Here is a 13,019-nt window from a genome sequence, read left to right as displayed (position 1 = left end):
CATGACTTCACATTCAACCCCAACCGTCAGTATTGTCATTCCAAACTTCAACTGTTTGGCGTACCTTCCTCAGTGCTTACAAAGCATCGAGCAGCAGACTTATACCCATTACGAAATCCTGTTCGTTGACGATGGTTCCACGGACGGTTCACGTGAGTACTTAACTGAGTTAAGTCATACCCATCCACATATCTCACTCATTCTAAGTGAGCGTGGAGGGCCTGGCGCCGCTCGCAATCTTGGCGTATCGCAAGCCAAAGGCGAATGGATAGCATTTTTAGATGCTGATGATCTATGGACACACAGTAAACTCGCCGAACAAGTGGCTTTTATGAGTGAGCACCCCAACTGCGTACTCAGCTTTACCAATTACGAGCACATCAATGAGGCAAACGAGTTCATCATTCCATGTTTTCAATACTGGCCCGAGTTTCAACGCCATATTGAATCGCAATCTGCCACTACCGGCTATCAAATGTTAAACCATGCAACCGCAATGCTTTTCAAAGAGAACATAGTCGGCACTTCTTCGGTCATGTGTCGCCGTGATGCTTACCTTCAAGTACAAGGGTTTGACTGTGAGTTGCCAAGCGCCAGTGATTGGGATCTGTGGTTAAAGTTAAGTGAGATTGGTGACGTGTCGTTTACCAACGAAATTCGCATGCACTACCTGATGCGCCAAGGCAGCGTCTCTTCGAATGTTCCAAAACGCATTGAAGCGATGAAGACGATTGCTCAGCGTCACGTCAGCTTTGCTCAAGCTCAGTGCTCCAAAGCGAAGCGCTTTGTCGATGAGCGTTTAATGGACGCCTACTGCGAGTATGCTTCGCAGCACAAAGGTTATTTCCATCGTACAGCAAAACATGTGCAAACCTTCGTCACCTACCCTAGCGTTCGCCGCTTCAAGGCCATGGTGAAAACGGCCATTATCTATTAGCAGAATCTAGCTCTGCCACTCGCTAGTGGTGGAGCTAGATTGCAAGTCTTCCACATCGCTACATTAAGGCTATCCATTTACCGCCTTCCGCTACATTTTTCCTTTCTCACCCTGCTATTTCTATTTTCAATTTGAGAATCACATCTTCAATTTGATAAACACACCGCCACAAAACAACAATCCATTGAAATATAACAACTAAATTATTGGCACACTCCATGCAATCTATTAGATGTAGAAACAATTTGGCCATTCAGGACGAGGACAAGACCATGGAACTACTAAAAGCAGAAACCAACACTCAAACCCTTCAAGTAAAAGTTTTAGGCGATTTTGATGCTCGAGGCAGCCGATCAGCTCAAGCTCAAATTGATGACATCATTCACAATGATGGACACCAAGAAATAGAAATCGACCTAGAACAAGTGCGCTTTATGGATTCTTCTGGCATCGGTGCTATTGTTTATTTGTATAAGCGACTCGTTGAACGTGAACGAAAAATGCGTCTGGAAAATGTCACAGGACAGCCCCTGCAAATCATAAAGTTACTTCGAATTGGTCAGGCTATTCCAGTCAATACTCACGCCAGTAACGAGTACTTATAGCCTCAAAATATTAGACTATAGAGTTGGCAAAATAGGTGGTCACTACATGGAAGTAAACACGGGTATAAAACAAGCATTAACCTGTATTTTGGCAAGTCTTCTGGTTGCATGTACCAGTTATCCTGATGATGGAACCGGAGGCATCGCCGAACAATATGTAGGCTCCGATTTTTCACCTGTCATGCCAGACGAACCACTCGGCCCAGAGCATGGGCTGCGCTTCGATTGGAAGCTGACCAAACTCCACTTAGATTCACTAATACAAGAAGGCGCTCAATGGTGCTTTCCCGCTGCAGTATTGCAAGCTCAGGAGAAGCAAAACCGTATCGCACGAGAGCTTGAGGGCGGACTCTGGATTGACGCCGCCAACGACATCGTTATCCAGCGAAAAAAATTGAACGACCTAGAGCTACGACTAGACTACGTATTGAGCCAAGCAACCTGCGCGCCACCAGCTAAAGGAGCCGCATTTGATGACCAAATGTCGGTAGTAAGACGCATCTACAACCTTTTAAATGTCGACAATCAGTTTGCCTATGACTCTATTGAAGTTAACCCTAAGTATATGGGGCACTTAGCTGAGGCAGCGAACATTTTAAAACAGTACCCGAACATTCGATTGTCGGTCACAGGCCACGCAGATGCGACTGGAACGAAAGAATACAACGAGCGAATCGCCAAAGGACGCGCGCAACAGGTAAAACGTTACCTAACCATCTTTGGATTAGCACCAAATCGCATCGACACACACTCCTTAGGCGAAGAGTTGCCCTTATATGAGGGAAACACACCGGGCGTCATGCTCACCAACCGCCGCGTAAGCGTTGATGTCATTGCTGATAACTATAGCGCTACAGAAAGTTATAGCGCCACAGAAAGTAGCCATACTGGACATGGAGCTGCTGACAAAGGAGCACAATGATGAAGCTTCTCAATACCCTAGCAACACTGTTATTGACAATGTTGGTGGTTGTGTTCAGCCCAGCTGCACTCGCTGACGAAAAAAACGCCCAAGTGGGCGACCTTGTTCAAGTTGACCTACCTGGCGAGTCTAGCCTTAACCGAGCATTTCAAGTCGACAAACGCGGCCGTATTAATCTACCTGAAGTCGGGCAAGTCTTCGTCGCCGGTTTTGATGAAAACCAGCTTGAATCTGTCGTAGTGGATGCTCTGAGCACGGTCTTTCGCGATACCAGCAACGTCAAAGTATTCATCGCCGAGCGCCAAATCCTAATTTCCGTACAGGGTTATGTTGAGGCACCAGGGGAGTACACCATCCCTTATAACTCGAACGTACAAATGGCGCTACAAGCCGCTGGCGGCCTAAGAGCCGGGGCTCAGCTCAATAAAATGATTCACCGAAGAGGAGCGGAGCGCAGTGAGTTTGATTACAAACAGTTCCTTGATACCGGGGATGACAGCGACTTACCCGCTCTGGAGTCCTTAGATATTCTCTTTGTACCAGCTTCGCCGCTTGTCGGTAATGTTGAGCAAGAGTTTGATGCGGCAAAGCTCGCTGACTCTGGTGACAGTGCCGATTCTCGCCAAGCAATCAAGGTGTTTGGTGAGGTCAATGCACCAGGCTCATTTTCTTACAAAGCCAATACCGACCTTGTCGATGTACTTATGCGCGCAGGCGGGGTAACACGCTATGCCAGCGTCGAGCAAATTCGTGTTATCAGCAATAACTCCCCTATTCTATTCAACTTAAAGCGCTATTTAGATAGTGGTGATACCTCACTACTGCCACCATTGCAGCCGGGCGCAACTATATTCGTCCCTAAGCAGGAAGAGGAAATTAAATCCGGCTCTAACACCGTTTATGTTATGGGTGAAGTTGCTGCACCGGGCGCATTCGAGGGTAAGCCCGGCGCGACATTTATGGATATACTCGCCAATGCCGGCGGTCCAACACGTTTTGCCGAGTCTCGTCAAATGCGTGTGATTAAATCTGACGGCTCAATTATACCTTTTGATATGACCGCTTACACCGAAGGGTTAAGCACAACTCAAGCGCCACTTATCGAAGCCGGTGATGCGATTTTTGTACCTGAAAAGACAGATATCAATGAAAAGTCATGGCTAAAAATCTCACCTGATCGCGCTGTTAATGTCATTGGCGAAGTAGTAAGACCCGGTCGTATCGAATGGTCAGATGAAATGGATCTGATGGATTTATTGGCACACGTTGGAGGTCCTAAAGGGCGAGCAGATACCTCTAAAATCGAAGTGGCAAATGGCGGAAAAACCGTTGTCTTTAACCTCGATGAGTTCATTAAAAAAGGCGCGCCACAATCTGAGCTGCCTTTTATTGGCGCGGGCGCGGTAGTAAGGGTACATGATCTTCCCCAAGATCCGTCAGACAACAAAGCTCAATGGGTAAGACAAAGCTCTGATGCATCCATCTACGTATTTGGTCAGGTCAATGCGCCTGGACGCTATCGCTTTACCAATGAGATGCATTTCCTAGACATTCTCTCAGCTGCAGATGGACCAACTAAAGACGCCGACATTCACAACATTCGCGTGACCCATCGCGACAAGCCTTATGCAAAAGTAAGCAGACTCAATTTGTCGACCTACTTTGAAACAGGTGACGAGTCCATTTTGCCGCTAGTGAAACCCGGTGACACCATCTATGTACCAGAGAAAAACAAAAACTGGCTTGATACACCAAAAGAAAAAACGGTTCGAGTACTTGGCGCAGTGAAAAGCCCAGGCCGCTATGTATTTAATGACAACATGACCATTTTGGATATCTTAGCCGAAGCTGGTGGCCCAGATGAGCGTGCTTACATCAGTAAAATCAGTATCGTCAATATGTCGTGCTGCCAAGGGCAAGCTCGCTCATTTGATTTGGTTGAGTTTAGTAAAACAGCAGACATTCGAATGCTACCTGTGCTTCGCGCTGGCGATACCGTTTATGTACCTGATCGCCGCAACAGCTTTGCTGAACAAGCACGATTGGGGCTCACTGATATTTTCCGAATCGTTTCGACCATTGCTATTATCGGAGCCCTGTGATGACGATACCTGCCACTCATGCTGAGATTGAAGAGCTGTATCTAAATGCTGAGTTAAAGCAGTGCCGCTCTATTTGCTTGACCGCTTGTAATAGTGGAGAAGGTACGACAACACTAGCAAAAGCGCTAACCGAACGTTTTCTGCTGGCTGGCTACAAAACACTGCTGGTCGATTTAAATATGTTTCGCCCTAGTTTAGTACCACTCGACTTTGATATACCTTCTGAACACAGTGATACCTCAAGTCAATTACTTCAGGAGCAAGACAGTAATTCCTCGTCTCCCAAAGTGTTTTTGGGTGTCAGTGTGCCAAGCGATCCGAAAACACGTCTGCAGTTTAAAGATCCAATTCAGCTTCGCAAGCAAACTGAGCGATGGTTGGAAGAATATGACCGAGTCGTGTTTGATACTTCACCCATTCTCAACGTCAATCAAAACAACATACCGGCTCAAGTGGTGGCCAATGCCTGCGACGGTACCTTTTTAGTGGTGCTAAGCGGCGTCACTATGACCAACCAGGTGACAGAAGCGACGCAAATTTTGAACGATGCCACGTCCGTTCAACTGCTTGGTTCCGTACTCAACTATCGAGATCAACCTTCTCTTGCCAGCGAGATCTGTCGAGAAATCGATCGCTTGAACTGGCTACCCAGTCGTGTAACCAACTGGATGAAAACCAAAGTTCTCAACAACCGCTTCCTATCTCAATCGATTTGAGCTCTCATTTTGAGAGTCCCCTTGTCAAATTGTTATTATTCAGTACCTTAACAGACGATACTTTGTTGCAAATTGACAATCTGTACTATCATTAAAAGAACAACGTCGAATAAAGCAAAGGATTGTAAGTATGACACCCAAGGTACTCTTGGTAGAGGACTCGTCTTCTCTCGCCGTTCTCTACAAACAATACTTAAAGAATGAACCTTTTGACTTACTTCATGCTGCGACAGGCGGTGAAGCAAAGCGCATACTTGAACGTACGATCCCTTCTCTTATCATCCTCGATCTACAGCTACCCGATATGCAAGGGGACGAGATTCTGGAATGGCTTGAAGAGAAAAATATTAGCATTCCCGTTGTAGTCGTTACCGCGCATGGCAGCGTAGATACGGCAGTGAAGTTAATTCAAAAAGGCGCGAAAGATTTCCTCGAAAAGCCTATCCGCGCTGACAGACTCAAAACCTCTATCCAAATCCACCTTAAGCAAGCTGAGCTTGAAACCATGCTGGATGATATTCAGCAAAAAATGGATCGCGAACGCTTCCACGATTTTATTGGTGCCAGCATCCCAATGCAGGGCGTGTATAAAACCATTGATGCGGTCTCAGACACCAACGCCAGCGTATTCATTATTGGTGAAAGTGGTACAGGTAAAGAGGTTTGCGCCAATGCCATTCACAATGAAAGTAACCGCAAAGACAAAGCATTTGTTGCCATCAACTGCGGTGCTATTCCAAAAGATCTTATGGAAAGTGAAGTGTTTGGCCATGTCAAAGGGGCGTTTACTGGCGCAGCAACTGACCGTAAAGGCGCCGCCTCGCTCGCCGATGGCGGAACACTGTTCTTGGATGAGCTTTGCGAGATGGATTTGGAAATGCAGAAAAAACTGCTGCGTTTTCTACAAACGGGGACCTTTACACCTTTAGGTGCCACAAAAGAGCAAAAAGTAGACGTACGTATTATCTGCGCGACCAACCGTGATCCACTTTTAGAGGTCCAAGAAGGCCGCTTTAGAGAAGATCTTTACTATCGCGTCCACGTTGTTCCCATCCATATGCCGCCGCTGCGAGAACGCGACCGTGACATCGTCACGCTAGCGGAACATTTTCTGCGTATTTATTCCAAGCAAGACAGACGCAAGTTTGAAACCATAGCGAAAGACGCACAACGCTATCTGAAACGCTATACTTGGCCTGGCAACGTACGTCAGTTACAAAATATTATCCGCAATATCGTGGTACTTAATGATGAAAAGTCTCTCGGAGTATCACATCTACCGCCCGAAGTCATGGCTGCAACTGCAACTAAACCACCGGCCTCGCTGGCACCTAATAGCCGCCTTTCTATCGTACAGCAGACCAGCCCAGCGCCTAGCCCGATAGTAGAAGCTGCCCCTGAAATGACCACTACTTCTATGCCAATGGAGAGCCCAGTGAGTCACACCCCGCCAAATGCAGAACCAAGCAACTCTCAAGAGGTAAACATCCGTCCGATGTGGCAAATAGAACGGGAGACCATTCAGCAAGCCATTGACTACTGCGATGGCAATGTACTCAATGCTGCGGTGTTACTAGAGCTCAGCCCCTCTACCGTATATCGTAAAAAACAAGCATGGGAAGCCGAAGATAGTGCCTCTTAATCCGGTGATTTGGTTATTACTTGATAGCCGCTCATTTGGCGGTATAGAGACCCATGTCTTGGAGCTCGCTAAGGGATTGCTCGCTCACAACTACATGGCAAAGGTGGTATTTTCCAACGAATACCACCCAACTCCGCCGCTAGAAATGGCACTAAACCAGAGTTCAATTCCTACCATGATACTGAGCCGTGAATATCCCAACACCCACCCACTATTGCGTCTTAAAGAGGCCATTTCTAGCGCCGAGCAGCACAATCAACGCCCAGCTGTCATTCACACGCATGGCTACAAAGGCAGCCTTTTGGCGCGAGTCACGCGCCTTATTGGCTTCACCGACTCAATTCGTATTGTTTCAAGCTTTCACGCGGGAGAAACGCCAAAAGGTCGCGTCAAACTTTATGATGCTCTCGATAGATTCAGTGCTTTCCTTAGCGAGCAGCGTATCTGCGTCAGTCGCACTATTCAGTCGAAACTCCCTTACAAGAGCATATTGGTAAAGAACTTTGTTCCTAAAGCGCCGCTTGTTTCACAGACTTCGCGCAGTGTCGCGTTTGTCGGCAGGTTAAGTGAAGAAAAAGGCCCGGATACGTTCATTGAAATGGCCACACATTTTCCAAACCATGATTTTCATATCTATGGTTCAGGACCGATGGGAGCGCTGTTAAAAGAGATCGCTCCGCCAAACGTGCTGTTTCATGGACACCAATCCAATATGAATGAGGTATGGAAAAGTGTCGACCTCCTTTTGATAACATCACGCTATGAAGGCCTCCCCATGGCTGCACTAGAAGCCATGTCTAGGGGAATACCGGTGATAAGTTTCGAGCTAGGTGAGCTTCCTAGTGTTATTGATACTGGTAGTAACGGCTGGATCGCCTCATCTTCTGAGGACATGAGAATCACACTAAACACGTGGTTTTCACTTTCAGACGCAAAACGCTCGCAAATCAAGTATCACGCCCAGCAAACCATTGAACTCAATTACTCTACCGATGTAGTCATACCGACGATGCTCGGGGTATACGGACTCAAAGCGTAAATCTCGCCGCTCAAATTGATTCCCAAAATGAGAAACACTCTGTTTCTTTCATTAAGACTTAATCTACTCCCTCCAGAGCTCCCATTGCACAAGGCCTCCGACACACTTCGATGTTTGGCACTCTATTTGCCTAGTTAGTCATTAACGACGAACACAGTGCTAGGCAATTATGACTCAATCATCCACCACATCTTCAATCGACCAGGCTAAACACAGCAAACACATTGTGCTGAGTTTGGTTTTGTGTGGTTTGGTTGGGGCAGCATGGGTGTTGGCACCACATCCTGTGATAGGCCTGGTGGTCGCACTGTTACCAATTGGGATTTTGGTGGTACTTAGCCAAACTTTTTGGCTGGTGACTCTATTTATCGTTTTTTCTTTCTTCCGAATACACGAAGTCTTCCCGGTACTTTATCCGCTCAAGATCCCTTTGATGCTCTCAGCTGGCGCCTTGGCCGCGCTTATTTGGCATACCGTGTTTAGCCAGAAAATGAGGCTCTATTGGCACCCCACCTACTTTTGGTTACTGGTGTTTTGGGGTCTGGTGATCGTCGGTATCCCATTTGCGTCGAATAAAGGCGTAGCCATCTCCATGTTCACCGGCAACTACGTAAAAATCATCATTATGACGCTTGCAGTATCTTGGCTGATCACCTCATCAAAAGATCTGTCTCGATTTTCTTTCGCTATTGTTATCGCCGGGCTCATTGTCGGCTGTAAAGCGCTATCCAACTCCATTAACGGCATTGGTTTGGTTGAAGGCTCACGAGTCACCATCGGACGCAGCTTTGGCTCCATGCTTGGCGACCCAAATGATTTAGCACTGGTGCTGATGTTCCCATTGGCCTTTACCGTTGCGACCGCCACTACCCGTGGTGTCGGCATACCGATGCGATTACTCGCAGCCGCCACTTCCATCGTTCTATTTTTTGCGGTTCTTGCCACGCAAAGTCGAGGCGGCCTGCTAGGCTCGCTCGCTGTGTTTGGCGTGTTTGGTTGGCGATTTATCCAGTCGAAAGTGTTGTTCTTTTCACTCGGCTTTTTTGGCGCGGTTATACTCTACGCCGTTGCTGGTATTTCAAGCCGCTCCTCAGGGGGCGCTGCCGAGTCGGGTATCGATGAGTCAGCAATGGGACGTGTTTATGCTTGGGAAGCGGCGTTTAAAATGGCCGTAGATAATCCCCTACTCGGGGTTGGGTTAGATAACTTCTATTACAACTACTTCTTTTACAGCCCCCATTGGGATGGACTAAACCATGCCGTGCACAGCACCTGGTTCGGCGTGCTTGCAGAGTCCGGTTTTCTCGGCCTAACGGTCTTTTTGCTGTTTATCACCAGTTTGATTAAGTGTGCGAGGCAAACTCTTAGAAACCTTGATAGCAGTGACGACATTCCTCCTTACCTTCGCTCAATGGCCATGGCCGTCTATAGCGGGCTTGTTGGCACCTTTGTATCAGGCACCTTCTTAACACAAGGGTTCGTATGGCCCATTTATATCCTCGCCGCACTCACTATTGCTGTCTCACAAATCGCTTCTCAATTTGAGAAAAACAAAACCTCGCGTACAGAACCAAAGTAATTGACTGTTTTTATTATAAAAATATTTTGGCTCAGTTCTTGAATTGAACAAAGTACACAGTTGAAACTGGCGACATCTCGCTAGTTCAGGGAAAGAACAAGGAACAGGATTATGGCTACAGCAACTTCATTTGATTTCAAAACTTGGCTTCGAAGCCACCCGAATCCTAAAATGCGTCGCCTGTTTGCCATGTTGAAACGAGCGCGTGCAGCAGGTATCCCAACACCACGACTTTACAACAAGATAATGTATCGTCTCATCACCGTATTAAAAGGCGGCTTTGATACGCTAACTCGACTTTTCATTTACACACCAGCATTTAAGGGACGCCTTGCTAACTGCGGACATTCACTCTATCTCTACAGCGGTCTCCCATTAGTAACTGGCCCACTAAAAATAGAGCTTGGCAACGAATGCCGTGTATCCGGTCACACCACCTTGAGTGGCCGCACGACGCCTCATCCAGACCCATCGGTCACTCCAACCCTCAAGGTTGGCAGCAATGTTGATATCGGATGGCAAGTCTCTATTGCTGTAGCAGGGAAAGTGGAAATTCAAGACAACGTGCGTATCGCGGGTCGCTGTCAGCTGTTTGGTTATTCAGGGCACCCTTTGAATGCCGAGCAGCGCGCTTTAGGCGCACCAGATGAAGATCATAGATTGGGTGACATTGTGCTAGAACGAGATGTATGGCTAGCAACAGGGGTCACCGTTCAGCCCGGAGTGACGATTGGTAGAGGGACTATCGTCGCTGCGGGAAGCGTGGTAACACACGACTTACCAGCTAATGTGATCGCCGCTGGCTCCCCTGCCAAAGCAGTGAAACAAATCACCCAATAAGAGGATAGAGCAATGCGAGATCTGATTGTTTTCGGTGAAGATTACGGAGCGCTACCTTCCAGTACCCAGCACTTGATTAAGCGTTTAGCGAGCAAAAGAAAAGTACTATGGGTCAATTCGATTGGTCTCAGACAGCCTCGCTTAACGACAAATGATATGAAACGCGCACTTGGCAAAGTGCTTGGTAAGGGTAAAGCGAGCCAATTTCAGCCTACGCGCATCGACAAGCCCGCTAGCATGACTATCGCTAATATTCACACTTTACCGGCTCCGAAAGCGGCTTGGAGTCGCAAGCTAGCAGCAAAAGCGATGGCGTACCAACTCAAGCCGATGATCGATAAACTACAGCTTAACGATCCTATTGTTTGGACATCACTGCCCACCGCATCCGATGTCTGTGCGCTCCTTGGTCAACGATCAATTGTCTATTACTGCGGTGATGACTTTGGCGCTCTGGCTGGCGTGGATCACGAGACCGTTCTCGAACATGAAAACGGATTAGTCGATCAGGCCGATTTAGTGATCACCGCCAGCGAAAAGCTATGTACAAAATTCCCGAGCCATAAAACCCGTTTGCTAAGTCATGGCGTAGATAGCGAACAATTCTCTAAACCAGCCAAGCGTGCGCTAGATTTACCCAATAGAGGCAGACCAATAGCTGGGTTTTACGGCAGTCTATCAAATTGGCTCAATTATGAACTACTCAACCAAACCATTGCTGCTTTGCCAGAGTGGGACTTCGTCTTTATCGGCCAAATTGAGCTTAGTAGCCTGCCTATTGCAGCGGCAGATAACGTATTCTATCTCGGAGCAAAGCCTCATCACGAGCTGCCAAGCTACAGTCAGCACTGGACTGTAAGCCTGCTGCCATTTGTACTCAATGAGCAAATCAAGGCCTGTAATCCGCTAAAACTGAAAGAGTACCTAGCGGCAAGAACACCTGTCGTAAGTACCGACTTTCCAGCTCTCACGGGTTATCGCGAACACGTAAATGTGGTTAGTAATGTCGATGACATGGTAGTCACGCTCAAACGTATTGTCAGTGAGAGCCAAACCCTACCCAAGGGTTTAGTCGACTGCGACAGCTGGGATAATAGAGCAAGCACTCTCGAGCTGTATTTGGAGGCACTATGAGCGAGCTTAAGATACGCCTTTTGGTGATGCTGACAGCGGCTTGGCGTCGCCGTTACGCGATTGTCATCCCTATTCTAGTGATGCCAATCATTGCTTATGCAGTTGGTGCGATGACGCCGCCCAAATACAAATCTCACACCAGCATGTTGATTCAAGAAACCGCGAAAATGAACCCGTTCCTTGAAGACATTGCGGTATCCACCATGCTCAAAGAACGTCTATCAGCACTAAAAACGCTGCTCAACAGTCGTCATGTATTGCTCTCAGTCGCAAGCGACTTGAATCTTATTAACGATGACATGAGCCCCTACGAGCAAGATCAAGTCATTGCTAAGATCTCATCCAACTTAACAGTCAATCAGCTAGGTAAAGACTTTATCAAAATTGAGCACTCTGCCTCTTCTCCTGAAGGCATGAAAGCGTTGCTTGAGTCAGTGAGCGTGCACTTTATTGAAGAGCTGCTTGCCCCTGAGCGGTCATCTATACGCGATTCGAGCGAGTTCCTAACCATTCATATTGAGAAGCGCAAACAAGCTTTGGAGCTAGCGGAGCAAGCATTGGCAGAGTATTACAATGCGCACTCGGCTGCCACGCCTGAAATGCAAAGTGAGAATTTAAGCCGCCTGGCTAAACTCAAACAAAAGCTTGCGGAAAAGCAGGCTGAGCTTGCGGGTATTGAGAAAAGTCTCGGTACCTTAGACCAGCAGCTTTCAAAAACCAATCCAATCGTTGGTCGTTTAGAAGAACAAATCATTGAAATACGTAGTGAATTGACGCTACTGAAAGCCAAATACACCACCTCCCATAGCGCCGTGCAGGCCAAGCTACGTGAACTGCAAAGATTAGAGCAAGAGCGCTCAGTATTACTTAGCAGTGAACAAACTGGATTGGATTCCGATCAGCTATGGGACATTGCCAGCGCAGCAGGTACCGGCAGCAGTAACCGCGAGTTTCAACCGCTATTGATTACTCAGCTTCAAAATCTTCAAATAGTGCGCGGACGATATGAGTCGTTGAAGCAAGAAACCTCAAGTCTGGAGTCAATGATTGCCGAACTGACCGCCAATGCTAAAAACTATGGTAGCAACGCCAAGCAGCTATTGCGTCTGCAACGTGACGTCACACTAAAACGTGAACTGTATGACGAACTGGTAGAGCGCTACGAAATGGCTGAACTTACCGGCTCACTGGGGATATTCGAGCAGAATAAACGCGTAAAAGTGATTGACCTACCCTACACACCGAGCAGCTCGACCAATTTGCCAGCTATCGTTTTCGCTATATTAGGGGTCATTGCCGGGATCGCACTTGGGATTGGCACCGCCATATTCCTTGAGCTATTTGATACGACCATTCGTCGTCGCCAACAGCTCGAAGACGCCAAACTACCTGTCATCACAGCCATTCCCAAAATCAGTTTCTAGATTTGCTATTTTGCATGTCATTTCGAGAAATGGCATGCAACCTTCCCTAACCCTCTGTTTTAAGGAAAATTAAATTCTT

General features: G+C 47.3%; 11 protein-coding genes. All 11 read left to right on the top strand.

Annotated elements, in window-relative coordinates; genetic code table 11:
- Position 1 precedes the first annotated feature (1 nt).
- Positions 2–937 (top strand): glycosyltransferase family 2 protein, encoded by a 936-nt coding sequence (locus ACJB0T_RS07545; RefSeq protein ID WP_479289438.1) that lies wholly within the window; start codon positions 2–4, stop codon positions 935–937.
- A gap of 272 nt (positions 938–1,209) precedes the next feature.
- On the top strand, positions 1,210–1,542 hold the full coding sequence (locus ACJB0T_RS07540; RefSeq protein WP_112462038.1) for an STAS domain-containing protein: 333 nt from the start codon (positions 1,210–1,212) through the stop codon (positions 1,540–1,542).
- Between the two features lie 46 nt (positions 1,543–1,588).
- Positions 1,589–2,464 carry an OmpA family protein gene (locus ACJB0T_RS07535; protein ID WP_479289436.1) on the top strand — a complete coding sequence of 292 codons (876 nt, stop codon included), beginning with the start codon at positions 1,589–1,591 and terminating at the stop codon, positions 2,462–2,464.
- Positions 2,464–4,566, top strand: a complete 2,103-nt coding sequence (locus ACJB0T_RS07530; RefSeq protein ID WP_479292219.1) for an SLBB domain-containing protein — start codon at positions 2,464–2,466, stop codon at positions 4,564–4,566. The genes ACJB0T_RS07535 and ACJB0T_RS07530 overlap by 1 nt, the downstream gene beginning before the upstream one ends.
- Positions 4,566–5,282: a P-loop NTPase family protein gene (locus ACJB0T_RS07525; protein WP_479289435.1), complete on the top strand. Its 717-nt coding sequence runs from the start codon at positions 4,566–4,568 to the stop codon at positions 5,280–5,282. Before ACJB0T_RS07530 ends, ACJB0T_RS07525 begins: the two co-directional genes overlap by 1 nt.
- Before the next feature lie 130 nt (positions 5,283–5,412).
- On the top strand, positions 5,413–6,924 hold the full coding sequence (locus ACJB0T_RS07520; RefSeq protein ID WP_479289433.1) for a sigma-54-dependent transcriptional regulator: 1,512 nt from the start codon (positions 5,413–5,415) through the stop codon (positions 6,922–6,924).
- Positions 6,914–7,963: a glycosyltransferase family 4 protein gene (locus ACJB0T_RS07515; protein ID WP_479289432.1), complete on the top strand. Its 1,050-nt coding sequence runs from the start codon at positions 6,914–6,916 to the stop codon at positions 7,961–7,963. Before ACJB0T_RS07520 ends, ACJB0T_RS07515 begins: the two co-directional genes overlap by 11 nt.
- Positions 7,964–8,132: 169 nt before the next feature.
- Entirely contained in the window at positions 8,133–9,542 is a 1,410-nt protein-coding gene (locus ACJB0T_RS07510; RefSeq protein WP_479289430.1) for an O-antigen ligase family protein, read from the top strand.
- 111 nt (positions 9,543–9,653) lie between these two features.
- The gene (locus tag ACJB0T_RS07505) at positions 9,654–10,382 is read left to right on the top strand and encodes an acyltransferase (protein ID WP_479289428.1); all 729 of its coding nucleotides are present in this window, start codon (positions 9,654–9,656) and stop codon (positions 10,380–10,382) included.
- Between the two features lie 12 nt (positions 10,383–10,394).
- Positions 10,395–11,516, top strand: coding sequence for a glycosyltransferase (locus tag ACJB0T_RS07500; protein WP_479289426.1), 1,122 nt, complete (start codon positions 10,395–10,397; stop codon positions 11,514–11,516).
- A complete protein-coding gene (locus tag ACJB0T_RS07495) occupies positions 11,513–12,940 on the top strand; it encodes a GumC family protein (protein ID WP_479289424.1) in 1,428 nt (475 codons plus the stop codon). Before ACJB0T_RS07500 ends, ACJB0T_RS07495 begins: the two co-directional genes overlap by 4 nt.
- Positions 12,941–13,019 lie beyond the last annotated feature (79 nt).

Source organism: Vibrio sp. CB1-5, assembly GCF_059412285.1.
Note: the sequence above shows the minus strand (reverse complement) of the source record. Positions and strands in the feature narration are given on the sequence as shown.

Excerpts from the sequence above, each read along its gene's own strand:
- ACJB0T_RS07545 (WP_479289438.1), top strand. The coding sequence starts at position 2 with ATGACTTCACATTCAACCCCAACCGTCAGTATTGTCATTCCAAACTTC.
- ACJB0T_RS07540 (WP_112462038.1), top strand. The coding sequence starts at position 1,210 with ATGGAACTACTAAAAGCAGAAACCAACACTCAAACCCTTCAAGTAAAA.
- ACJB0T_RS07535 (WP_479289436.1), top strand. The coding sequence starts at position 1,589 with ATGGAAGTAAACACGGGTATAAAACAAGCATTAACCTGTATTTTGGCA.
- ACJB0T_RS07530 (WP_479292219.1), top strand. The coding sequence starts at position 2,464 with ATGAAGCTTCTCAATACCCTAGCAACACTGTTATTGACAATGTTGGTG.
- ACJB0T_RS07525 (WP_479289435.1), top strand. The coding sequence starts at position 4,566 with ATGACGATACCTGCCACTCATGCTGAGATTGAAGAGCTGTATCTAAAT.
- ACJB0T_RS07520 (WP_479289433.1), top strand. The coding sequence starts at position 5,413 with ATGACACCCAAGGTACTCTTGGTAGAGGACTCGTCTTCTCTCGCCGTT.
- ACJB0T_RS07510 (WP_479289430.1), top strand. The coding sequence starts at position 8,133 with ATGACTCAATCATCCACCACATCTTCAATCGACCAGGCTAAACACAGC.
- ACJB0T_RS07505 (WP_479289428.1), top strand. The coding sequence starts at position 9,654 with ATGGCTACAGCAACTTCATTTGATTTCAAAACTTGGCTTCGAAGCCAC.
- ACJB0T_RS07500 (WP_479289426.1), top strand. The coding sequence starts at position 10,395 with ATGCGAGATCTGATTGTTTTCGGTGAAGATTACGGAGCGCTACCTTCC.
- ACJB0T_RS07495 (WP_479289424.1), top strand. The coding sequence starts at position 11,513 with ATGAGCGAGCTTAAGATACGCCTTTTGGTGATGCTGACAGCGGCTTGG.